Source organism: Kitasatospora sp. NPDC054939 (assembly GCF_053610105.1).
Genome location: NZ_JBSGXP010000032.1, coordinates 23,501 through 45,491, shown reverse-complemented (window position 1 = coordinate 45,491; position 21,991 = coordinate 23,501). Strand labels below are relative to the sequence as shown.

The following is a 21,991-nucleotide window of genomic DNA, read 5'->3' as shown; positions in this document are numbered from 1 at the left end:
TCGTGCGGCTCGGGTTCATGCGGCTCGGGTTCCTCGGTCGGTGCGGCGCAGGGTGCGGCCGGGCGTCGCGCCCGTGGTCCGCCCCTGCCGGACGACGGCGGTGCCGTTGACGTAGACGTGCTCGATGCCGGCGGCGGGTCGCCGGGGGTGTTCGAAGGTGGCCCGGTCGCTGATCCGCTCGGGGTCGAACAGCACCAGGTCGGCGTGGTGGCCGGGGCGGATCAGGCCGCGCCGGTCGAGGCGCAGCCGGCGGGCGGGCCTGCCGGTCATCCTGGCGATCGCCTCCTCCAGCGTGAGTACGCCCAACTCCCTCGTGTAGTGGGCGAGGTAGCGGGCGAAGGTGCCCCAGGCGCGGGGGTGCGGGCGGGCGCCGACCAGCAGTCCGTCGCTGCCGACGGTGTGGGCGGGGTGGCGCATGATCGCCCGGACGTTCTCCTCGTGGCCGACGTGCTGCAGGATCGTGGTGGCCAGGGCGTCCCGGCGGAGCAGGTCGAGGAAGACCTGTGTCCCGGACCGGCCCTGGTCGGCGGCGAGTTCGGCGACCGTACGGCCGACTGCGGCGGACAGTTCGGGGGTGCCGGTGCCGGAGATCTGGATCGTCTCCCAGTCGGTGACCACGCCGTGGCAGCCGTCGCTGCCCTTCTCCTCCACCTCGTGCCGGATCCGTTCGCACGCCGCGGGGTCGGCGAGCCGGTCGAGGGTGGCCTGCGGTCCGCCCTCGGTGGCCCAACTGGGCAGCAGCGCCGCCAGGGTGGTGGATCCGGGCAGGTAGGGGTAGCTGTCCAGGGTGAGGTCGACGCCGTCGGCGAGCGCCCGGTCGACGAGGTCCAGCAGGTCCCCGGCGCGGCCGCGGTTGACGCCGAAGTTCATCGTGGCGTGGGTGAGGTGGAGCGGGCAGCCGGAGCGCCGGGCGATCTCCACCATTTCCGCGTACCCCTCCAGCGCTCCGGCGCCGTAGGAGCGCTGGTGCGGTGCGTGGAATCCGCCGTACGCGGCGACGACCCGGCACAGGTCGACGAGTTCGCCGGTGTCCGCGTACATCCCGGGGGTGTAGCTGAGGCCGCTGGACATGCCGACCGCGCCCTGTTCCAGGCCGGCGGCCAACTCGGCGCGCATCCGGTCGAGTTCGGTGCCGTTCGGCGGCCGGTTCGCCCAGCCCATGGCGAGCGTCCGGAGGCTGCCGTGCGGGACCAGGTAGCAGGTGTTGACGGCGACGCCGGTGCGGTCGAGCCGGTCGAGGTACTGGCCGACCGTGCGCCAGTCCCAGGCGAAGCCCTCGGGGTCGCCGTTCCAGCCGGCGATCTGGCGGCGCAGCGCGGGCAGGGTGGTGTCGTCCACGGGGGCGTAGGAGAGGCCGTCCTGTCCGAGGACTTCGCAGGTCACGCCCTGGGTGACCTTGGCGGGGTGCTCGGGTTCGACGAGCAGCCGCAGGTCGGAGTGGGCGTGCATGTCGATGAACCCGGGGGCGAGGACGAGCCCGTCGGCGTCCACGCCGGTGCCGCCGCCGAGGCGCGGGCCGATCTCGGCGATCAGTCCGTCGGCGATCCGGACGTCCGCGGTCCGGCCGGGGGCTCCGCTGCCGTCGACGACGGTGGCGCCGCGGAAGACGATCGGCCCGGCCATCAGAAGAAGGTCCTGACCAGGTCGACCACGCGCGGGTCGGCGGCGGAGGCGTCGTCCAGGACGGGGATCAGCGTCCACTTGTCGAAGGCCGTGCAGGGGTGGGAGACGCCGAGCCGGACGACGGCTCCGATCGGGGCGAGGTCGCCGGCGTCCCGCAGGAAGGCGTGCTGGTCGTTGAGGGCGGTGATCCGGGCGCCGGTGCCGACGAGGGCGGCGCCGCCGCGGACGGACTGCGGTTCGGGCAGCCCCTCGTCGAACGGCAGGTCGCGCTTCCCGGCGTCGAGCAGGGCCAGTCGGGGCTCGGGGCGGGAGACCACCCGGGCCCAGCCGTGCAGGGCGCTGCGGAACGGCGCGGCGCCGGCCGGGTCGGCTCCGGCGCTCGCGGCGCCGCGGGCGAGGGGCGAGATCCCGCGGTAGAAGCCGTCGTCGTGGGCCAGGTAGGCGCCGGAGCGCAGCACCACCAGGGTGTCCGGCAGGGCGGCCAACTCCTCGACGACGAGGTCGAAGTAGGCGCTGCCGCCGGCGGTGACGACCGGTGCACGGTCGTCGGCGTACCAGGGGGCGAGCCGCGCGTGGAGTTCGGCGAGCCGGCGCAGGTAGCCGCGGACGGCGTCGAGTCCGGCGGGGGTGGCGTCGTGGGCGAGCGCGCCCTCGTAGCCGGCGGTGCCGGCCAGCCGCAGGGTGGGGGCGTCGTGGACGGCGCGGGCGGTGTCGACGGCCTCGTCGATGCTGCGGGCGCCGGTGCGTCCGCCCAGGCCGCCGAGTTCGACCAGTACCTCGATCGGGCGTTCGGCGCCGGCGGTGCGCAGGGCTTCGTCCATCAGCCGGACGCTCTCGGCGGAGTCGACCCAGGAGGCGAAGGCGAAGCCGGGGTCGGCGGCGAGCCGGTCGGCGAGCCAGCGCAGTCCGGCCGGGTCGAGGAGGGTGTTGGCGAGCTGGATCCGGCGGACGCCGAAGGCGCGGGCGACCCGGACCTGCGGCAGGGTGGCGAGGGTGATGCCGTGGCTGCCGGCGGCCAGTTGGGCCTGCCAGAGGGCGGGGGCCATGGTGGTCTTGCCGTGCGGGGCGAGGGCCACGCCGGCGTCGGCGCACCACGTCGCCATGGTGCGCAGGTTGTGGTCGAGTGCGCCCGCGTCGAGGGTGAGCAGCGGGGTGCCGAGGTCGTCGAGGCGGGGCCGCTCGGCGGTCCAGTCGCGGACGGTCCGGCCCCAGGCGGTGGGCGGGAGGGCCTTGAAGCGCCAGTCGAGCACCTCGTCGGCGAGGGCGGCGATCCCGGCGTCGTCGATGCCGGGCCCGTCGGCGCCGGTCGCGTATCCGCCCGCGAACGTCTGGTCCACCGTCGTCCTCCTTGAGTGCTGCCGAGGCCGTTGACCCCGATGTTGCAGCATGTGCAACGAGGGTTGCACATGCTGGCACCCCGGTTCTAGCATCGGCGCCGGACGAAGGTCAACGGCCGAACCCGCCCGCCCCACCCGACAGGACACCCGAAGCCGCACCACCGACAGGACGCGAGCGGCCCCGAACCGGCCGCAGGACGCGAGGAGCCCCCCACGATGGCAGCACAGCAGACCGCCACCACGCCCGAGGCGGTGTGCGTGGGCGAGTCGATGGCCGTCCTGCTGCCGGACCGGGCCGGGCCGCTGGAGTCGGTGGAGGGCTTCCGGCTCTCCGTCGGCGGGGCGGAGTCCAACGTGGCGGGCGCGCTGGCCGCCCTGGGCGTGCGCAGCGCCTGGATCAGCCGGGTCGGTGACGACGGCTTCGGCCGCCGCCTGGTCACCGAGGTCGCCGACCACGGGGTGGACGTCTCGGCGGTCGCGGTCGATCCGCACCGCCCGACCGGCGTCTACCTCAAGGAGGTCGGCGGCACCACCGGCCGGCGCCACGATCTGGGCCCCGGCCGCAGCCGGCTGCACTACCACCGCCGGGGCTCGGCGGCGTCGGCGCTCTCCCCCGCCCTGCTGGACGATCCGGTGGCGGCCCGCCTGCTGGACGGCGCCCGGCTGCTGCACCTGTCCGGGATCACCGCCGCCCTCTCCGACGACTGCCTGGCCCTGCTGCGCACGCTGCTCGCGGCGCCCCGCCGGCCGGGCCGGCTGGTGAGCTTCGACCTGAACTGGCGGCCGGCCCTCTGGCACGAGCGCGATCCGGCCGTGCTGCCGCCGCTGCTGGACGCCGCCGACCTGCTGCTGCTCGGCGCGGACGAGGCCGAGGCGGCGTTCGGCACCGGCGATCCGCACGAGCTGCGCCGCCGCTTCCCCTCCCCGGCGACCGTCGTGGTGAAGGACGCCGCCCGGGTGGTCACCGCGCTCGACGCGGACGGCGGCGCGGTGGCCGAACCGGCGCTCGCCGTCGAGGTGGTGGAGGCGACCGGCGCGGGCGACGCCTTCGCGGCCGGCTACCTGGCGGGCACCCTGCGCGGCCTGGACCAGCGGGGTCGCCTGCGGCTGGGCCACCTCAGCGCGGCCTGCGCGCTGACGGCGCACGGCGACCAGGGCGAGCTGCCGCCCGAGCCGGTGGTGGCCGCACTGCTCGGCGCCTCCGCCGGGGACTGGTCGGCGACCAGGGTCTCCGCGGATGGCATCGTGTCCCCCGTACTGCCCGCGCCTGGCCACCGACCGGCCGCGTCCTTTGGAGCACGATGAGCCAGACCGTCACCCGCGCCCTGCGCATCCTCGCCGAGCTGGGCGAGGGCGAGCGCTCCCTCGACCAGTTGGCCGAGGTGCTCGGCGTGCACAAGACCACGGTGCTGCGGCTGTTGCAGAGCCTGGAGGAGGAGCGCTTCGTCTACCGCGATCCGGCCTACCGCTACCACCTCGGCGCCGGCCTGTTCGCGCTCTCCGGCCTGGCCCTGGAGCAGCGCGGGGTGCGCCGGATCGCCGCCCCGCGGCTCGCCGAACTGAACGCCGCCACCGGACAGACCGTGCACCTGGCCGCGTACGAGGGCGGCGAGGTCGTCTACATCGACAAGTACGACTCCCGGCACCCGGTCCGGATGTACTCCCGGATCGGGCTGCGCGCCGTCCTGCACAGCGCGGCCGTGTCCAAGGTGCTGCTGGCCGACCTGCCGGTGCCGGAGCGCCGCCGGGTGGTCGCGGGCATCGACTTCGCCCCGCACACGGCCAACACCCTGACCACGCCCGAGGCGCTGCTCGCCGAGCTGGAGCGGGTCGCCGCGCAGGGCTGGGCGCAGGACCACGCGGAGCACGAGGCGTTCATCAACTGCATCGCGGCGCCGATCCGGGACGCCACCGGGCGGGTGGTCGCGGCGGCGTCCATCTCGGTGCCGGACGTCGTCCTGCCGTACGAGCAGGTGCTGGAGCTGCTGCCCCAGTTGCTCGCCACCACCCGGGCGGTCTCCGCCGACTGCGGCCAGCACCCCCAGTCCGGCTGACCCCCCGGCCCCGGCCCGCCCACCGCCCGCCGCCCGCCGCCCGCCGCCCGCCGCCCGCCGCCCGCCGCCCGGCCGAACGCACCATCGACCCGCCGCCGACGAACCACCCCCGACGAACCGCAAGCACCGACGCCCCGAAGCACACGGCACCGCCGCCCCGACCGAACCACCCGTCACCACGAACGAGGAACGCCGCAGATGAGCGACAAGACCGAGATCCGCACCGACGGCGCCCCCGCCCCCGCCTGGATGTTCTCCCAGGGCGTCCGCAAGGGCCCGATCCTGCAGGTCTCCGGCCAGGGCCCGCAGGACCCGGCGACCGGCGAGTACCTGTACCCCGGCGACGTGAAGGCGCAGACCCGCCGCACCCTGGAGAACGTCAAGGCGATCGTCGAGGCGGGCGGCGCCACGGTCGAGGACGTGGTGATGTTCCGCGTGTACCTCACCAAGCGCTCGGACTTCCCGCTGATGAACGAGGTCTACGCCGAGTTCATCGAGGAGAACATCGCGCCGGGCGGGGTGAAGCCCTGCCGCACCACGATCTTCGTCGAACTCCCGCAGGAGCCCATGCTGGTGGAGATCGACGCGCAGGCGGTCATCGGCTGATCGGCACGGCTGACGACGAGGGGTCCGGACCGCACGAGGTCCGGGCCCCTCCGCCGTTCCGGACGGCTCCGCCCGACGGCGCGGGCCCGCCGCGCCGCGCCCGGCAGGGCTTGCCGTGAACCCACAATCGGCTTAGGTTAGCCTCACCTAACTAACCGGAGGTCAGCCATGAGCCCGTTCGCCGACAAGGTGACCGAGGTGTCCGACGCGTCCGCGACGGCCGAGGTCCCCGAGCCCACCGCCGCCGAGCGCGTCTGCAGCCTGCTCACCGCCACCGCCTCCGTGGTGGTCCGGGCCTGCGGCGAACACCACGAACTGGACACCCCGGTCTCCGTCCACGGCTCCCGGCTCCGCCTCTCGGCCCCGCTCGACGCCCCCCTCACCCTCCTCGCCGCCCGCGAACCCGCCGGGCTCGCCGTCGTCCTGGACATCACCGACATCGCCCCGGTCGCCGTCCGCGACCGTGTGCGCGCCCGGCTCACCCTGGCCGGCCGGCTGCACCCCGCCCACCTCTCCGACGACGGCCTGGGCGTCCACCTCGCGCTGGACGTCGCCCACGCGGTGATCTCCACCCCGTACGGCACCACCGCGATGCTCGGCGCCGACCTGGCCCTCGCCGAGCCCGACCCGCTCGCCCGCTACGAGGCCGGGCTGCTCACCCACCTCGCCGACGATCACCCGGACGCCCTCGCGATGCTCACCCGGCTGATCGACCCGAACCTGCTCGCCGACCGGCCGGAGGTCCGCCCGCTCGCCCTGGACCGCTACGGCCTGGTGCTGCGCCTGGACCACCCGCACGGCCACCGCGACATCCGCCTGGTCTTCCCCGAACCCGCCGACGACGCCGACGAGTTCGGCCACCGGGTGTACCAGCTGCTGACCGCCGCCCGGAGCGCGGTGCCCGCCCACCGGCCCTGACCCGCCGACTCCGGCACACTCCTGCGAGCGGAACACGGGGCACGGGGCACGGGGCATGCGACACGGACCACGCACCACCGAACACGCGAGCCGCGGTACGAAGAGCCGCAACACGAAGAGCCGGGCCGGCCCCGCGAGAGGGAGGAAGTCCCTCGCGGAGCCGGCCCGGCTTCTCAACGCCACTCGGCGCGGCGATCACCCGGTCGGGCGGTCACCCGACATGACCATCCCGGGCGGTCGTTCGCCCCGCACCCAGCGGTGGTCCGTTCGACGCGGACGGTGCGACCGGGTCGCCTCAGATGCTGACGCCGTGGGCGCGCAGGTAGGCGATCGGGTCGACGTCCGAGCCGTAGTTGGCGGTGGTGCGGATCTCGAAGTGCAGGTGCGGGCCGGTCACGTTGCCGGTGGCACCGGAGAGGCCGACCTGCTGACCGGCGGTCACGGCCTGGCCGGCCGAGACGCTGATCGAGGACAGGTGGGCGTACTGGGCGTACTTGCCGTCGGCCAGCTTGATGACGACCTCGTTGCCGTACGCACCGCCCGGGCCCGCCTTGACGACGGTACCGGCGGCCACGGCCTTCAGGCTGGTGCCGGTCGGGACCGCGAAGTCCACGCCGGTGTGGTGGCCGGAGGACCACATGGAGCCGGCGACACCGTACGCGGTGCCCTGCTTGGCGCTGACCGGGGCGACGTAGCCGGACGCGGCGGCGGCCGGGGCCGGGGCGGCGGGCTTCGGGGCCTGGGTGGCCGGCGCGGCGGCGGGCTTGGCGGCCGGAGCGGCGGGCTTGGCGGCCTGGACCGGCTTCGGGGCAGCGGTCTTGGGGGCCTCGGCCGGCTTGGCGGCGGGCTTGGCGGCCGGCTTCGCGGAGTCCTGCGAGGCCTGCGGCTTTGCGGCCGGGGCGGCCGGCTTCGGGGCCTCGGCGGCGGCCTTGGCACCCAGCGACAGCTGCTGGCCGGGGAAGATCAGGTTCGGGTTGGCACCGACGACCGAGCGGTTCTGCTCGTACAGCGCCTGCCAGCCGCCCTGGACGTCCTTGGCGGAGGCGATCTTCGAGAGGGTGTCACCGCTGACGACCTTGTAGCTCTCGGCGACGGCCGGCTTGGCGGCCTCGGCCGGCTTCTCGGCGGGGGCGACGGCGTCGACGCTGGTGGCGCCGGTCCAGGTGGAGGTCTGCGCGGGCTGGGTCTTCGCGGCCGGAGCGGTGTGGGCCGAGGCGCTGATGGCGGTCACCAGCGGGAGGGCGAACGCGGCGCCGGTGACGGCGGTGGCGATACCGATGCGGGCGGCGCGGGGCAGGGCGATACGACGAGCCTGTGCGGGCATGGAAGATTTCCTCTCCGACGCCTGCGAGGTGAGCTGTCGGGTTCGGGCTGGAGTTGCCCGGCCGCAAGCGCGGCTTCACCCCTAGCCGAACCGAAATGACGGTCCGGCGACTTACCTGTGGGTCCCCCGCTCCTGCCGTACAGAGCTCAGTTCGAACCTCCGGGCAGCGGCAGGACTAGGCGTTCTACCCGGTGGATCCACCCGGGATGGCCGGGCGGTCGCTGAACTAAAACCCATCCGCCGAACCGAAGCAATGTCGATCTCCGAATTCCGGCGCAAGATCGGGAAATGCCGTGACGCTCCGAATGATCGGCTGCACAGTATGTACACAATCCGATTACGCCGTGCAGTTGGGCGATTCCGCAGCGCCCATTTCCTCATCCGTGCGCATGCGATCACACACGCAGGGCCATCCCCCGACACACCACCGGTGACCCTTGTCACGTAGGCCCCCGGGGAGCACGATCGGGCCGTGGCGAATGACGAGGCAGGCACCCTGCGCCTGAGCACCGCGCAGGGCCGTTGGGTCCTGCTGGCGACCGTGCTCGGCTCCAGCATGGCGATGCTCGACGGCACGGTGGTGAACGTCGCGCTGCCCCGGATCGGCGCCGACCTCGGCGCCTCGATGGCCGCCCTCCAATGGACCCTCAACTCCTACCTGCTGACCCTCGCCGGGCTGATCCTGCTCGGCGGGGCGCTCGGGGACCGCTACGGCCGGCGGCGGATCTTCCTGCTCGGCGTCGCCTGGTTCGCCGCCGCCTCGGCGGCCTGCGCCGCCGCCCCCACCGTCGAGGTGCTGATCGCCGCCCGCGCCCTCCAGGGCATCGGCGGGGCACTGCTCACCCCGGGTTCGCTGGCGATCCTCCAGGCCGCCTTCCACCCCGACGACCGCTCCCGGGCGGTCGGGCTCTGGTCCGGCCTCGGCGGGGTGTCGGCGGCGGTCGGCCCCTTCCTCGGCGGCTGGCTGGTGGAGGGGCCCGGTTGGCGGTGGATCTTCCTGCTGAACGTCCCGCTGGCGGTGCTGGTGATCGCGGTGGCCGCCCGGCACGTCCCGGAGAGCCGGGACGAACGGGCCGTCGGCCGCTTCGACGTGGCCGGTGCGGTCCTGGCGGCGCTCGCCCTGGGCTCCGTCACCTATGCGCTGACCGCAGCCGGCGAGGGCCTGACCCCCGTGGTCTGGCTCACCGGGGCGGCCGGCCTGCTGTTCGGCACGGTGTTCGTCCTGGTCGAACGGCGCCGCGCCGAACCGATGCTGCCGCCGGAGCTCTTCGCCTCCCGGCTGTTCACCGCGGTGAACCTGGTCACCCTCTGCGTGTACGCGGCGTTCAGCGGGATCTTCTTCCTGCTCATGGTGCAGCTGCAGACGGTCTCCGGCTTCTCCCCGCTCACCGCCGGGCTCGCCCTGGTGCCGACGACCGTGCTGATGCTGGCGTTCTCCGCGCGGGCCGGCGAACTCGGCAAGCTGATCGGCCCCCGGCTGCCGCTCACCCTCGGCCCGCTGATCTGCGCCGCCGGGGTGCTGCTGATGCTGCGGATCGGACCGGACGCCTCGTACTGGGCGGACGTGCTGCCGGCCGTCACCGTGCTCGGCTGCGGGATGGTGCTGCTGGTCGCACCGCTCACCGCGACCGTGCTGGCGGCGGTCGAGGTGCGCCGGGCGGGGATCGCCAGCGGCGTCAACAACGCCGCCGCCCGGGCGGCCGGACTGCTCGCGGTGGCGGCCCTGCCCGCGCTCGCCGGGCTCAGCGGCGACGCCTACCAGGTGCCCGCCGCGGTGGACGCGGCCTTCGGCACCGCGATGCTGATCTGTGCCGGACTCCTGGTCGCCGGCGGGCTGCTGGCCGCCGCCACCGTCCGGGGCAACGTGCTGGCGCCCGACGACCCGCAGCGCCCGGTGGCCGAGCCCGACTGCCAGTGGTCCTGCAGTACGGGCGCTCCGCCGCTGGACCCCGGCCACCTGCGGGCCCCGACGCCCGAGGGCCCCGCCACCGGTCCGGCAGCGGGGCCCTCGAAGAGCTGACAGCAGCTCCGACGGAGCGTCAGAGAATGTCGCCCGGCGCGTACTTGGCGGCCTCCGGGTAGGCCGCGGCGACGGCCTCGACCCGGCGGACGACCTCGGCGACCTGGGCGCCGGCCGCACCGGTGAAGGAGAGCCGGTCGGCGAGCAGCGCGTCCAGGGCCTGGCGGTCCAGCGGGATCCGCTCGTCGGCGGCGAGGCGGTCCAGCAGCTCGTTCTCGCGGGCACCGGCGCGCATCGCCAGGGCGGAGGCGACGGCGTGCTCCTTGATGACCTCGTGCCCGGTCTCCCGGCCGACGCCCGCGCGCACCGCGCCCATCAGCACCTTGGTGGTCGCCAGGAACGGCAGGTAGCGGTCCAGCTCGGCCTCGATCACGGCGGGGAAGGCGCCGAACTCGTCGAGGACGGTCAGGAAGGTCTCCAGCAGGCCGTCGAAGGCGAAGAAGGCGTCCGGCAGCGCGACCCGGCGCACCACCGAGCAGGAGACGTCGCCCTCGTTCCACTGGTCGCCGCCCAGCTCGGCGGTCATCGAGGCGTAGCCGCGCAGGATGACGGCCAGGCCGTTGACCCGCTCGCAGGAGCGGGTGTTCATCTTGTGCGGCATCGCGGAGGAGCCGACCTGGCCCTCCTTGAAGCCCTCGGTGACCAGCTCGTGGCCGGCCATCAGGCGGATGGTCTTGGCCAGCGAGGACGGACCGGCCGACAGCTGGACGAGGGCGGTCAGCACCTCGAAGTCCAGCGAGCGCGGGTAGACCTGGCCGACGCTGGTGAGCACGTTGTCGAAGCCGAGGTGGCCGGCGACCCGCTGCTCCAGCTCGGCGAGCTTGGCGGTGTCGCCGCCGAGCAGGTCCAGCATGTCCTGGGCGGTGCCGACCGGGCCCTTGATCCCGCGCAGCGGGTAGCGGGCGATCAGCTCCTCCAGGCGGTTGAAGGCGACCAGCAGCTCGTCGGCGACGGTGGCGAAGCGCTTGCCCAGCGTGGTGGCCTGCGCGGCGACGTTGTGCGAACGGCCGGCCATCACCAGCTCGGCGTGCTGGGCGGAGAGCCGGCCCAGGCGCACCAGCACGGCGACCGTACGGTCGCGCACGTGCTCCAGCGACTGGCGGATCTGCAGCTGCTCGACGTTCTCGGTCAGGTCCCGGGACGTCATGCCCTTGTGGATCTGCTCGTGGCCGGCGAGCTCGCTGAACTCCTCGATCCGGGCCTTCACGTCGTGGCGGGTGATCCGCTCACGGGCGGCGATCGAGTCGAGGTCGACCTGGTCGATCACCCGCTCGTAGTCGGCGACGGCGTCGGCCGGCACCTCGACACCGAGGTCCTGCTGGGCCTTCAGGACGGCGAGCCACAGGTGGCGCTCAAGGACCACCTTGTGCTCGGGGGACCACAGCTGGGCCAGGGTCGCCGAGGCGTACCGGGAGGCCAGGACATTGGGGATCTGGGGCTTCGCGCTCACGCTTCGCAAGCCTAACAGCCGAGGTCAGCCGGAACGGCGGCGCACCCGGGCGGGCGGGGCGCACCGCCGCGCGGGCGCACCCGACCGGCCCCGCGGCCGTCGGCGCGACCGGCCGTCAGAGCGACCGGCCGTCAGAGCGACCGGCCGCCGATCACCGGGAGCACCTGCGAACAGATCGAGTGCAGGGCGACCTTCTGCTCGTCGCTCATGCTCGCCAGCGCCTGGTGGGTCCGGGCCATCTCGCTGCGCACCAGGTCGAGGATCTCCCGGCCGCGCTCGGTGATCACCACGATCTTCACCCGGCGGTCGCCGGCCGCCGCCTCGCGGTGCGCCAGGCCCAGCGACTCCAGCCGGTCGACGATGCCGGTCACGTTGGAGGCGTCACAGCCCAGCCGCCCGGCCAGCGCCCGCATCGGCACCGGCTCCTGCACCGCACCCAGCGCCTTGGCCTGGGAGGAGGACAGCCCGTGCCGGGCCGCCGCCGCCGCGAAGTCCTGGAAGTAGGCGGCACCGACCGCGGCCAGTGCTTCCATCAGTTCGGCATCCGTCGGGACGGTCGCCGTCGATCTCGATCCCATGACGCCAGGGTACGACTCGAAGCTTCAGGCGCTCAAGCTTTGACCACAGCAAAGGTCCTCACCCGAGGCGGACGGGACGGACGAGGCCCCCGGGACCCACGGGGCAGAGCGGCCTGGACGGGACCGGACGGAGCCCCCGCCCCGGCCGGGAGGCCCGCCGCAGCCGCTACAGCACCAGCTGGTCGAACAGCCGCCGCAACTCCGCCCCGGGGTCCCCGGTCAGCCCGGTGTGCACCGGACCCGGCTGGACCACCGCGCTGCGCGGCGCCGTCAGCCAGCGGAACCGCTGCCCCGGGCTGTCCCCCGCCGCCGGACCGGCCGCCGCACCGCCCGCGCAGACCGCCTCGATCCCGTGCAGCGCCCGCCGCACCCCCGCCACGTCCGCCACCGGGTCCAGCGCCAGCAGCCGCGACTGGTCGAGGTGGGTCCGGGCGGCCAGGTGCGAGCTCTGCCGGCAGTACAGCAGCACTCCCACGTTGACGCACTCGCCGCGCTCCACCCGGGGCACCGCCCGGATCACCGCGTACTCGTAGTCCTGCAGCTGGACGGTGGCCGGCAGGGCCGGCCGCGACGACTCGGTCATGCGGACACCTCCGGGAGCTCCGGCAGCCAGTCCCGGGGACCGGCCAGCCGCTCGGCGAGCTGGGTGCGGTACGCGGCGCGCACCGCCTCGGGCGAGTCGAAGCCGGGTTCGTCCGCCAGCCAGACGTCCGGGATCTGCGCGACGGCCGCCTCCACCGCCGCCTCGGCGAGCGGCGCCAGCAGCTTGTCGGCCGCCGCGAGGTCCGGCTCGGCGCGCAGCAGCGCGTGGTCGGAGGCGTCGTACGGCTTGCGGACCCATCCGGCCGCACCCGGCCAGTGGTGGTGGAAGATCAGGCTCGCGCCGTGGTCGATCAGCCGCAACCCGCCGGTGGCCACCAGCAGGTTGGGGTTGCGCCAGGAGCGGTCGACGTTGCCGATCAGCGCGTCGAACCAGAGCACCTGGCCGGCCGTCACCGGGTCGACGTCGAAGCAGAGCGGGTCGAAGTTGAGCGCGCCGCTGACGAAGGCCATGCCCAGGTTGGTGCCGCCGCTGGCCCGCAGCTGGTCCTGGATCTGCTGGTCGGGCTCGCTGCGGGCGAGCACCGGGTCGAGGTCGACCACGACCAGCTCCGGCACCGGCAGTCCCAGCCGCCGGCCCAGCTCGCCGGCCAGCACCTCCGCGACCAGCGCCTTGCGGCCCTGCGCGGCACCGACCCACTTCAGCGCGTAGAGCCGGCGGTCGTCCGCCTCGACCAGGCCCGGCATCGAGCCGCCTTCTCGCAGTGGCGTCACGTACCGGATCGCCGTCACCTCGGGGAGCACGCCCGACAGCCTACCGAGCCCCGCGCCCCGCACGGCCACCCCGGGCCCGCCCACACCCATGCCGTTCCCCCGCCGCTCCGCCGCCACCCAGCCGCGCGGCTCCCCGTCCCGCTCCCCCTCCCGCGCCGCCCCGGTGGCAGGGGCCGCTGCTCCGTGCGAGTGTGGCGGGCAGTAGTGGCCCGGGCCCTGCACGCAGGACCCGCACTGTAAGGGATGAGCGATGGAACGACCTCGGATCCTGATCGTGGGCGGCGGCTTCGCCGGACTGGAGTGCGCTCGCCGCCTCGAACGCAAGCTCGCACCCTCGGAGGCGGAGATCTCGCTGGTCACCCCCTTCAGCTACCAGCTCTACCTGCCCCTGCTCCCGCACGTCGCCGCCGGCGTGCTGACCCCGCAGTCCGTCGCGGTCTCGCTGCGCCGCAGCCTGCGCCGCACCCACATCGTCCCCGGCGGGGCGATCGGCGTGGACCCGCGGTCCAAGGTCTGCGTGGTCCGCAAGATCACCGACGAGGTGGTGGCCCAGCGCTACGACTACCTGGTCCTGGCGCCCGGCAGTGTGACCCGCACCTTCGACATCCCGGGCCTGACGGACTACGCCCGCGGCATGAAGACGCTCGCCGAGGCGACCTACGTCCGGGACCACGTCATCGCCCAACTCGACCTCGCCTCGGCCACCCTGGACCAGCACGAGCGGGAGTCCCGGCTGCAGTTCGTGGTGGTCGGCGGCGGGTACGCGGGCACCGAGACGGCGGCCTGCCTGCAGCGCCTGACGACCGCCGCGGCCCGCCGCTACCCGCGACTGGACGCCAACCAGATCAAGTGGCACCTGATCGACATCGCCCCGAAGCTGATGCCCGAGCTGGGCGATGCGCTCGGCAGCACCGCGCTGGAGGTGCTGCGCGGCCGGGGCATCGAGGTGTCGCTGGGCGTCTCGGTGGCCGAAGTCGGCGCCGAGTCGGTCAAGTTCACGGACGGCCGGGTACTGCCCTGCCGCACCCTGATCTGGACGGCGGGGGTGGCCGCGAGCCCGCTGATCGGCACCCTGGACGCGGAGACGGTGCGCGGCCGGGTGGCGGTGACGGCCGAGATGCGGGTGCCGCAGTTCGAGGGCGTCTTCGCGCTGGGCGACGCGGCCGCCGTGCCGGACCTCGCCAAGGGCGACGGCGCGGTCTGCCCGCCGACCGCCCAGCACTCCGCCCGGCAGGGCCGCGCGGTGGCGCACAACGTGATCGCCGCGCTGCGCCACCAGCCGCTGGAGCCGTACTACCACAAGGACTTGGGCCTGGTGGTGGACCTCGGCGGCAAGGACGCGGTGTCCAAGCCGATCGGGGTGGAGCTGAAGGGCGTCCCGGCCCAGGTGGTGGCGCGCGGCTACCACCTGATGGCGATGCGCACCAATGCGGCGAAGTTCCGGGTGGGCGCCAACTGGCTGCTCAACGCCACGGCGGGCGACGACTTCGTCCGGACCGGGTTCCTCGCCCGCCAGCCCGCCCGGCTGCGCGACTTCGAGTACACCGACGCGTACCTGACGAAGGATCAGGTCAAGGCGCACGCCCAGGCGTTGCTGGCCAAGGGCTGAGCCCCGCACCGACGCCCGCACGCGCACCGACGCCCGCAGTCGCGCCGATGCCCGCAGCGCTCCGCGTACCGGTGCCCCCGCCGATCGTCCGGCGGGGGCACCGGCGCGTACGCTACTTGGCGACCAGGTACATCCCGCTCGCGTCCTGGCCCGCGGTGTTGCGGCAGGACCAGTTGCCGCCGGTCTTGCCGTACAGCAGGGTGAGGCAGCTGCCGAGGGCCTGCTGGCCGTAGTGGTTGGGGTGCATGGACTCCTGGACGGTGCCCTGGGAGGCACTCAGCCCGGCGTCCACGAACCGTGCCCATTCGCTGGTGGTGGCGGAGGGCGGGGTGCTGGCGGCGGCCTGCCGGGTGGTCTTGGAGCACACCTCGCGGCCCTGCATCATGTCGCTCAGGTCCATGAACTGCACGCCCTTCGCCGCCGCCACGGCCGCGAGTTCGCGCGAGATCCGCGGCACCAGGGTGTCCCGGGCCCAGGTGGCGTCGGCGTTCCAGAACGGACAGCCGCCGGTGTCGGCGCGGCTCCAGCCGCTCTCGGGGTAGCGCATCTCGCCGGCGCGCGGGATCGGCGAGGGGTAGGACTGCAGGACGAAGCGGTAGTCGCCGGAGCCGTAGCCGGCCGCGGCCATCACCGCCCGGACCTCGTCGATCGCCTTGCGGACCCCGGCCATCGCGGCAGGCATCCGGGCGTCCACCTCGCCCTGCTGGTCGTCGTGGCAGTAGGACCACCAGATGAGGTAGTCCTTGACGCAGGTCTCGATGACGTCCGCGAAGCCGAGGTCGTTGCCGCCGATCGACAGCGTGATCAGCTTGACGTTGTGGGTCGCCGCGACGCCGGCGAGCTGGTCGGCCTGCGGGGCCTCGCCCTTGAACGCCTGCCCGCCGCTGGCGGCGCGGTAGACGTTGGCGGCGACCGCGCCGGAGCAGGCCAGGTTGATCCGGGTCTGCGCGACGGTCGGGGCGCTGTGGACCTCGGCGACGTCGGAGCGGTCGCACCCGCTCGCGTAGGTGCTGCCGTAGATCTGCGCCGGGTCGTAGGCGCTGCCAGTCCAGGCCCGGTCGGTGCCGGCCCGACTGCCGCCGGAGACAACGGAGTTGCCCTTCCAGCGGCCGGCCTCGCCGGAGATGTAGCTGTCGCCGAGGGTGACGCTGGCGGTGGGCCCGGCCGCGGTTGGCGCCGCCTGGGCGGGGGCGGCGGCCCCGAGCAGGCCGGCGGCGCCGAGCGGGAGGGTGAGCGCGGCGGCGAGCAGCCGTCGGGTGAAGCGGGTCGTCCTGCTGGTTCGGGTACTGCTGACACAGTGAGCGAGCACGGCGGAACTCCTGCGGTCGGTCTCGCCGCGATGTGGGGGCGGGGAGACACGGAGGTGAGGGAGGGCCGCCGGCCGGTGGCGCGACGAAGATGACATGCCCGCGTTAGTTACCGCTAGGTATCTGCAGCAGGTTTCTCAAGTGTTACCGGCGGGTTCAGACCAGCCGGGCGAGGGCACCCCCCGCGCCGAGCACCTCCGCGAGGTCGTCCGCCAGCCGCCGCCCGTCCGCCGGGTCCAGCCGGGCCACGGTGAACCGCAGGCCGGGCGGGGAGTCCAGCCGGTAGCGCGCGCCGGGCGCCGCCACCCAGCCCCGCTGGACCAGGGCGGCCAGCGCGGTGGTCTCGTCCGGCACCGGCACCCAGACGTTCAGCCCGCTGGCGCCGTGCGCGGCGATCCCGTGCGCCGCGAGCCCGCCGATCAGCGCGTCCCGCCGGGCCCGGTACGCGGCGGCCACCCGGTCCGCGGGCGCCGCGTCGGCCCGCCACAGCTCGGCGACGGTGCGCTGCAGCAGGTGGCTGACCCAGCCGGCGCCGAGCCGCTGCCGGCCGAGCACCCGGCCGACGGTGTCCGGGTCGCCGACCGCCACCGACAGCCGCAGGTCGGGGCCGTACGCCTTGGCCGCGGAGCGGACCACCGCCCAGGACGCCCGGCCGGCGGTGACCAGCGGGTGGTACGGCCGGTCGACGATGCCGTGCCCGTGGTCGTCCTCGATCAGCAGCGGCTCGGGGTGCTCGGCCAGGACGGCGCGCAGCTCGGCCGCCCGGGCGGCGGTGAGCGCGGCGCCGGTGGGGTTCTGCGCCCGGCTGGTGACGATCACCGCGCGCGCCCCGGCGGCCAGCGCCTCGGCGAGCGCGCCGGGGAGCATGCCCGCGTCGTCCAGCCGGACGGGCGCGGTGCGCAGCCCGAGGGCGGGCAGCAGGTCGAGCAGGCTGCCCCAGCCCGGGTCCTCGACGGCGACGGTGTCACCGGGGCGCAGCCGGGCGACGAGGATCCGCTCGATGGTGTCCAGGGAGCCGGAACAGACGGCGAGCTCCCCGGCCGGGATGCCGTCGGCGAGGTAGGCGTCGCGGGCGAGGGCGAGCAGTTCGGGGTCGGCGGGCGGGCGGCCGTAGAAGACGGGCTCGCGGCGGGCGTGCTCGGCGGCGGCGACGAGGGCGGGGGTGAGGTCGGGCAGCAGGGCGGGGTCGGGGTTGCCGTCGGAGAGGTCGCGGGCGTGCGGGGGGACGGGCACCCGGATCTCGTCGCGCGGGGTGAGTGCGGGCCGGGGGCGGATGCGACTGCCCTTGCGGCCGGCGGTCTCGATCACGCCGCGGTCGCGCAGCAGGCGGTAGGCGGCGGCGACGGTGTTGGCGTTGACGCCGAGGTCGGCGGCCAGGTCGCGCAGCGGGGGCAGGGCGGCGCCGGGTGCGAGCCGTCCGTCGGCGACCGCCTGTTCGACGTCGGCCGCGATTTCGCTGGCACGGCGCCCCTTGATCGGATAGTCTCCTAGCACAAAGCATATTATGCACTAGTACATAGAGGTTGTCATGTCAGGCCTGCCCGACACGCCGGACGCACCCGCGTCCTACCCCCGCACCCCGCGCACCACCCCCACCCGCTACCGGGACCGCGCCACCTGGGAGAAGGACGCCATCCACGCGATCCTCGACAGCGGCTACCTGTGCCACCTCGGCTTCGTCGCGGACGGCGCCCCCGTCGTCCTGCCCACCATCTACGCCCGGGTCGGCGACCGCCTCTACGTGCACGGCTCCACCGGCAGCCGCCCGATGCGCGGCGCCTGCGCCGACCAGGGGCTCGCGGTCTGCGTGACCGTCACCCAGGTCGACGCCCTGGTGCTGACCAAGTCGGCGTTCAACCACTCCGTCAACTTCCGCTCGGTGGTCGCCCACGGCACCGCCCACCAGGTCACCGACCCCGAGGAGCTGGCGGTCGCGCTGGACGCGCTGGTCGACCAGGCCGTGCCCGGCCGCTCCGGCGAGGTCCGCCCGGCCAACGCCAAGGAGCTCGCCGCCACCGCGGTGATCCGCCTGGTCCTGGACGAGGTCTCGGCCAAGACCCGCGCGGACGACGCCGACGACGACGCGGCCGACCGCGACCTCCCGTACTGGGCCGGCGTGGTGCCCCTCACCAGCGGCTACGGCACCCCCGAGCCGCACCCCTCCACCGCCGTCCCGCTGCCCGCGCACCTGCGCGCCCTCGGCGGCTGAGGCCCGCCGGTGCTGATCCGCTCCTGGGACCGCGGCGACGAGGCCGAGTGGCGCGCCTGGCTGGCGCAGGGCCGCGACTTCGGCCTCCTCGCCGCCAACGGGCGCCCTGGCGAGGGCCCGCTGCTCGTCCCCACCCACTTCCTGCTGGACGCCGACCGCGGCGAGGTCCTGCTCCACCTCGCCGCGCCCAATCCGCTGCTCGCCGCCGTCCGCGCCGACCCGCAGGTCACCCTCGCGGTGACCGACGACTACGCCTTCGCTCCCGGCCACTGGCGCGGCGAGCCCGGCACCCCTACCAGCTACTACGCCTCCGTCCACTTCCACTGCACCGCCGAGGTCGTCGAGGACGCCGCCGGCAAGGCCGAGATCCTCAACCGCCAGCTCGCGCACTTCCAGCCCGAGACCCCGGACGTCCGGGTCACCCCGGGCGAGGGCGAGTTCGCCCGGCTGCTCCCGGGCCTGCGCGGTCTGCGCCTGACGGTCCGGGAGGTGCGCGCCAAGTTCAAGTACGACGACAAGAAGCCCCCGGCCGACCAGTACGCCCTCGCCGACCGGCTGGCCGAGCGGGGCGGCCCGGGCGACCGGGGCGCGCGGGCCCAACTCCTGCGCCGCAACGCCCGGCGCGGCTGACCCGCCCGCCCCCGGGGGCGCGCACCCGCCCCCGCCGCGCTCCGCCGAACGGACCGTCATACCGCGCGCGGCGGCCGACCCGCTGATGGAATGGGGGACGAACCCTGCCCTCGGCCGTGCCGTCGGGCCCGTCGACCCCGGGAGCGCGCGTGTCACCATCCCCTGGCCTCAGGGCCTCCGGCGAGGCGCACCTCGGACACGTCGTCTTCATCTCCGCCGCCGCCGCGATGGGCGGCTTCCTGTTCGGCTACGACAGCGCGGTGATCAACGGCGCGGTGACAGGCATCCAGGACCACTTCGAGGTCGGCAACAGCGAGACGGCCTTCGTCGTGGCGATCGCGCTGCTCGGCTCGGCGGCCGGCGCGGTGGCGGCCGGGCGGCTGGCCGACCACCTCGGCCGGGTGCGCACGATGCTGCTGGCCGCGCTGCTGTTCGCGGTCAGCGGGATCGGCTCGATGTTCCCGCCGAGCATCGGGGTGCTGGGCTTCTGGCGGGTGGTCGGCGGCATCGCGATCGGCATCGCCTCGGTGATCGCCCCGACCTACATCGCGGAGGTCGCCCCGCCCGCCTACCGGGGGCGGCTGGCGTCCTTCCAGCAGATGGCGATCGTGCTCGGCATCACCGTCTCCCAGCTCGCCAACTACGCGCTCAACGAGGCGGCGGGCGGCCGGTCGACCGGCCACCTGGCCGGCATCCAGGCCTGGCAGTGGATGCTCGGCGTCGAGACCGTCCCCGCCCTGGTGTACGGGCTGATGGCGCTGGCGATCCCGGAGTCCCCGCGCTACCTGATCGCCGACCGCCGCGAGGAGCAGGCCCGGAAAGTGCTGCGCGAGGTGGAGGGCGAGGCGGTGGACCTCGACGCCCGGGTCGCGGAGATCCGCGCGGTGCTGGCGTCCACCCACAAGCCCCGGGCGAAGGACCTTACCGGCGGACGGTTCGGGCTGCTGCCGATCATCTGGGTGGGCATCGGCGCCTCGGTGTTCCAGCAGTTCGTCGGCATCAACGTGATCTTCTACTACTCGTCCTTCCTCTGGCAGTCGGTCGGCATCGAGGAGTCGAACTCGCTGCTGATCAGCCTCTCCACCTCGATCATCAACGTGATCGGCACGGTGGTCGCGATGGTGCTGGTCGACCGGGTGGGCCGCAAACCGCTCGCCCTGGCCGGCTCCGCCGGGATGGCCGCCGCGCTGGGCACCGCCGCCTGGGCCTTCTCCTACCGGCAGGGCACCGGCGACACCGCCACCCTCGACGACACCTACGCCACGGTGGCGCTGGTCGCCGCCCACGTGTTCGTCTTCTGCTTCGCCTTCTCCTGGGGCGTGGTGGTCTGGGTGCTGCTCGGCGAGATGTTCCCCAACCGGATCCGGGCGCTGGCCCTGTCGGTGGCCGCCTCGGCCCAGTGGATCGCCAACTGGGCGATCACCGTCACCTTCCCCGACCTCTCCGACTGGAACCTGGCCGCCACCTACGTCATCTACGCCTGCTTCGCCCTGCTCTCCATCCCCTTCGTGGCCTTCTGCATCCGGGAGACCAAGGGCCGCGCCCTGGAGGAGATGGGGTAGCGGGCAAAACCGGTGGACAGCGGGCCGCCCCGGCGCCATAGTTCGCGTGGTGCGCAGCCGAACCTTCCACCCCCGCCGCCGGTTACCCTGGGCCGGCCGCAACTACCGCATCCAGACCGCCGCCACCGTGGTCAGCGGGCTGGGCAACGCGGGCGCCCCCATCGCGACGGCCTTCGCCGTCCTGGAGAACGGCGGCACCGCCACCGAGGTCGGCTGGGTCACGGCCGCCCGGCTGGTCCCGGTGGTGCTGCTCCTGCTGGTCGGCGGCGCGCTGGCCGACCGCCTGCCGCGCCACCACATGATGGTCGCGGCCAACCTGTTCAACGCGCTCTCCCAGGCGGTCCTGGCGGTCCTCGTCCTCGCCGGGGACGCCCGGCTCTGGCAGCTGGTCGTGCTGTCGGCGGCCGGCGGCGCGGGCCACGCCTTCTACGCGCCCGCCTCCGAGGGCATGATCATGCAGAGCGTGGCCCCCGAGCACGCCCCGCGGGCCTTCTCGGTCTTCCGGATGGCGCTCAACTCCGCCCAGATCGGCGGGATGGCGCTGGGCGGCGCGCTTACCGCCGCGGTCGGCCCGGGCTGGGTGCTGGCCATCGACGCGGGCTGCTTCCTGGTCGCCGCCGGCCTGCGCTTCTTCCTGGAACCCGAGCAGGCCCCGGCCGCCACCGGTGGCAGCATGCTCCGCGACCTGCGCGAGGGCTGGCACGAGTTCACCTCCCGCCGCTGGCTCTGGGTGGTCGTGCTCCAGTTCTCGGTGCTGATGGCCTGCATCACCGCCGTCGACGCGGTGTACGGGCCGATCGTGGCCAAGCAGGAGCTCGGCGGGGCGCGCGCCTGGGGCCTGGCGCTGGCGGCGCACGGCGTCGGCCTGGTGGTCACCGGCGTACTGATGGCCCGCTGGCGGCCGCGCCGCCTGCTGTACGCGGGCAACTGGGGCGTCTTCCTGTTCGGCGTCCCGGCTGCGGCCCTCGCGCCGGCGGCGCCGCTGCCGGTCCTGGTGGTGGCGATGTTCCTGTCCGGCGCCGGGGTGACGGTCTTCGGCGTGAACTGGATGATCGCCCTGCAGCAGGAGATCCCGCCGGAGATGTTCTCCCGGGTCGCCGCGTACGACCACCTGGGTTCGCTCTCGCTGTCGCCGGTGGGCACCGCGCTGGCCGGTCCGCTGGCGGGCCTGCTCGGGCTGTCGGGGGCGCTCTGGGCCTGCGCCGCGCTCTGCCTGCTGCTGAGCGCCGTGGTGCTGCTGGAACCCGAGGTCCGCCGGCTGTCCCGGAAGGCCGCCCCGGCCGCGGTACAGCCGCTCGCCGCCCCGGACGACAGCGCCCGGCCGGCCGGGGCCCGCTGAGCCGCACCCCCGGCGACCCGAGCCCGCGCGCCCTGCGTGCGCCCCCTTGTGCGCCCTCCGGTGGGCAACCTCCGGAGGGTCGCGCTCGTCCGACCAGGTGACAACACTGTC

At 74.5% G+C, this 21,991-nt stretch carries 19 protein-coding genes and 1 riboswitch; of the genes, 10 read left to right on the top strand and 9 right to left on the bottom strand.

The annotated features are described in order from the left end of the window. Window positions 1-15: 15 nt before the first annotated feature. Both ACWGB8_RS12395 and ACWGB8_RS12390 read right to left on the bottom strand, forming a co-directional pair. Window positions 16-1,623, bottom strand: a complete 1,608-nt coding sequence (locus tag ACWGB8_RS12395; RefSeq protein WP_452212849.1) for an N-acyl-D-amino-acid deacylase family protein — start codon at window positions 1,621-1,623, stop codon at window positions 16-18. Further along, window positions 1,623-2,960: an alanine racemase gene (locus ACWGB8_RS12390; protein WP_452212847.1), complete on the bottom strand. Its 1,338-nt coding sequence runs from the start codon at window positions 2,958-2,960 to the stop codon at window positions 1,623-1,625. Before ACWGB8_RS12390 ends, ACWGB8_RS12395 begins: the two co-directional genes overlap by 1 nt. A gap of 216 nt (window positions 2,961-3,176) precedes the next feature. Here ACWGB8_RS12390 and ACWGB8_RS12385 point away from each other — a divergent pair, with 216 nt between their 5' ends. The 4 genes from ACWGB8_RS12385 to ACWGB8_RS12370 all read left to right on the top strand — a co-directional run bounded on the left by ACWGB8_RS12385 (window position 3,177) and on the right by ACWGB8_RS12370 (window position 6,538). Next, entirely contained in the window at window positions 3,177-4,265 is a 1,089-nt protein-coding gene (locus ACWGB8_RS12385) for a sugar kinase (RefSeq protein ID WP_452212845.1), read from the top strand. After that, on the top strand, window positions 4,262-5,014 hold the full coding sequence (locus ACWGB8_RS12380; protein ID WP_452212843.1) for an IclR family transcriptional regulator: 753 nt from the start codon (window positions 4,262-4,264) through the stop codon (window positions 5,012-5,014). The genes ACWGB8_RS12385 and ACWGB8_RS12380 overlap by 4 nt, the downstream gene beginning before the upstream one ends. Window positions 5,015-5,212: 198 nt before the next feature. Continuing rightward, the gene (locus ACWGB8_RS12375; protein WP_452212841.1) at window positions 5,213-5,620 is read left to right on the top strand and encodes a RidA family protein; all 408 of its coding nucleotides are present in this window, start codon (window positions 5,213-5,215) and stop codon (window positions 5,618-5,620) included. A 168-nt stretch (window positions 5,621-5,788) separates the two neighbouring features. Further along, window positions 5,789-6,538 (top strand): DUF2470 domain-containing protein, encoded by a 750-nt coding sequence (locus tag ACWGB8_RS12370; RefSeq protein WP_452212839.1) that lies wholly within the window; start codon window positions 5,789-5,791, stop codon window positions 6,536-6,538. A 295-nt stretch (window positions 6,539-6,833) separates the two neighbouring features. On the opposite strand, the gene ACWGB8_RS12365 is transcribed toward ACWGB8_RS12370, so the two are convergent. Further along, complete coding sequence (locus ACWGB8_RS12365; RefSeq protein WP_452212837.1) at window positions 6,834-7,862, bottom strand: M23 family metallopeptidase; 1,029 nt, start codon at window positions 7,860-7,862, stop codon at window positions 6,834-6,836. A gap of 3 nt (window positions 7,863-7,865) precedes the next feature. After that, window positions 7,866-8,019: riboswitch (cyclic di-AMP (ydaO/yuaA leader) on the bottom strand. Window positions 8,020-8,334: 315 nt separating this feature from the next. Between ACWGB8_RS12365 and ACWGB8_RS12360 the strand changes: the two genes are divergently transcribed. Further along, window positions 8,335-9,882, top strand: a complete 1,548-nt coding sequence (locus ACWGB8_RS12360; RefSeq protein WP_452212835.1) for an MFS transporter — start codon at window positions 8,335-8,337, stop codon at window positions 9,880-9,882. A gap of 19 nt (window positions 9,883-9,901) precedes the next feature. Here ACWGB8_RS12360 and purB read toward each other — a convergent pair whose 3' ends face one another. The 4 genes from purB to ACWGB8_RS12340 all read right to left on the bottom strand — a co-directional run bounded on the left by purB (window position 9,902) and on the right by ACWGB8_RS12340 (window position 13,254). After that, window positions 9,902-11,332, bottom strand: a complete 1,431-nt coding sequence (purB, locus tag ACWGB8_RS12355; protein WP_452212833.1) for an adenylosuccinate lyase — start codon at window positions 11,330-11,332, stop codon at window positions 9,902-9,904. Window positions 11,333-11,463: 131 nt separating this feature from the next. Then, a complete protein-coding gene (locus ACWGB8_RS12350) occupies window positions 11,464-11,910 on the bottom strand; it encodes a MarR family winged helix-turn-helix transcriptional regulator (protein ID WP_452212831.1) in 447 nt (148 codons plus the stop codon). Between the two features lie 166 nt (window positions 11,911-12,076). Continuing rightward, entirely contained in the window at window positions 12,077-12,493 is a 417-nt protein-coding gene (locus ACWGB8_RS12345; protein ID WP_452212829.1) for a DUF3037 domain-containing protein, read from the bottom strand. Then, on the bottom strand, window positions 12,490-13,254 hold the full coding sequence (locus tag ACWGB8_RS12340; RefSeq protein WP_452212827.1) for a HipA family kinase: 765 nt from the start codon (window positions 13,252-13,254) through the stop codon (window positions 12,490-12,492). Before ACWGB8_RS12340 ends, ACWGB8_RS12345 begins: the two co-directional genes overlap by 4 nt. Window positions 13,255-13,474: 220 nt before the next feature. Here ACWGB8_RS12340 and ACWGB8_RS12335 point away from each other — a divergent pair, with 220 nt between their 5' ends. After that, a complete protein-coding gene (locus ACWGB8_RS12335; protein WP_452212825.1) occupies window positions 13,475-14,833 on the top strand; it encodes an NAD(P)/FAD-dependent oxidoreductase in 1,359 nt (452 codons plus the stop codon). A 112-nt stretch (window positions 14,834-14,945) separates the two neighbouring features. Here ACWGB8_RS12335 and ACWGB8_RS12330 read toward each other — a convergent pair whose 3' ends face one another. Beyond that, window positions 14,946-16,142 (bottom strand): GDSL-type esterase/lipase family protein, encoded by a 1,197-nt coding sequence (locus tag ACWGB8_RS12330; protein ID WP_452212823.1) that lies wholly within the window; start codon window positions 16,140-16,142, stop codon window positions 14,946-14,948. A 154-nt stretch (window positions 16,143-16,296) separates the two neighbouring features. Then, entirely contained in the window at window positions 16,297-17,634 is a 1,338-nt protein-coding gene (locus ACWGB8_RS12325) for an aminotransferase class I/II-fold pyridoxal phosphate-dependent enzyme (protein ID WP_452212822.1), read from the bottom strand. A gap of 34 nt (window positions 17,635-17,668) precedes the next feature. On the opposite strand from ACWGB8_RS12325, the gene ACWGB8_RS12320 reads away from it, so the two are divergent. The 4 genes from ACWGB8_RS12320 to ACWGB8_RS12305 all read left to right on the top strand — a co-directional run bounded on the left by ACWGB8_RS12320 (window position 17,669) and on the right by ACWGB8_RS12305 (window position 21,880). Next, window positions 17,669-18,349: a pyridoxamine 5'-phosphate oxidase family protein gene (locus ACWGB8_RS12320; RefSeq protein WP_452212820.1), complete on the top strand. Its 681-nt coding sequence runs from the start codon at window positions 17,669-17,671 to the stop codon at window positions 18,347-18,349. A 9-nt stretch (window positions 18,350-18,358) separates the two neighbouring features. Next, window positions 18,359-18,979, top strand: a complete 621-nt coding sequence (locus ACWGB8_RS12315; protein WP_452212818.1) for an FMN-binding negative transcriptional regulator — start codon at window positions 18,359-18,361, stop codon at window positions 18,977-18,979. Between the two features lie 149 nt (window positions 18,980-19,128). Next, window positions 19,129-20,541: a sugar porter family MFS transporter gene (locus ACWGB8_RS12310; RefSeq protein WP_452212816.1), complete on the top strand. Its 1,413-nt coding sequence runs from the start codon at window positions 19,129-19,131 to the stop codon at window positions 20,539-20,541. Between the two features lie 46 nt (window positions 20,542-20,587). Further along, window positions 20,588-21,880, top strand: a complete 1,293-nt coding sequence (locus ACWGB8_RS12305; protein ID WP_452212815.1) for an MFS transporter — start codon at window positions 20,588-20,590, stop codon at window positions 21,878-21,880. The last annotated feature ends 111 nt before the right edge of the window (window positions 21,881-21,991 follow it).

What these genes read in the sequence shown, in the direction of transcription:
- ACWGB8_RS12350 (WP_452212831.1), bottom strand. Translation starts at nt 11,910, where the DNA reads ATGGGATCGAGATCGACGGCGACCGTCCCGACGGATGCCGAACTGATG.
- ACWGB8_RS12335 (WP_452212825.1), top strand. Translation starts at nt 13,475, where the DNA reads ATGGAACGACCTCGGATCCTGATCGTGGGCGGCGGCTTCGCCGGACTG.
- ACWGB8_RS12365 (WP_452212837.1), bottom strand. Translation starts at nt 7,862, where the DNA reads ATGCCCGCACAGGCTCGTCGTATCGCCCTGCCCCGCGCCGCCCGCATC.
- ACWGB8_RS12380 (WP_452212843.1), top strand. Translation starts at nt 4,262, where the DNA reads ATGAGCCAGACCGTCACCCGCGCCCTGCGCATCCTCGCCGAGCTGGGC.
- ACWGB8_RS12370 (WP_452212839.1), top strand. Translation starts at nt 5,789, where the DNA reads ATGAGCCCGTTCGCCGACAAGGTGACCGAGGTGTCCGACGCGTCCGCG.
- ACWGB8_RS12385 (WP_452212845.1), top strand. Translation starts at nt 3,177, where the DNA reads ATGGCAGCACAGCAGACCGCCACCACGCCCGAGGCGGTGTGCGTGGGC.
- ACWGB8_RS12320 (WP_452212820.1), top strand. Translation starts at nt 17,669, where the DNA reads ATGTCAGGCCTGCCCGACACGCCGGACGCACCCGCGTCCTACCCCCGC.
- ACWGB8_RS12375 (WP_452212841.1), top strand. Translation starts at nt 5,213, where the DNA reads ATGAGCGACAAGACCGAGATCCGCACCGACGGCGCCCCCGCCCCCGCC.
- ACWGB8_RS12345 (WP_452212829.1), bottom strand. Translation starts at nt 12,493, where the DNA reads ATGACCGAGTCGTCGCGGCCGGCCCTGCCGGCCACCGTCCAGCTGCAG.
- ACWGB8_RS12395 (WP_452212849.1), bottom strand. Translation starts at nt 1,623, where the DNA reads ATGGCCGGGCCGATCGTCTTCCGCGGCGCCACCGTCGTCGACGGCAGC.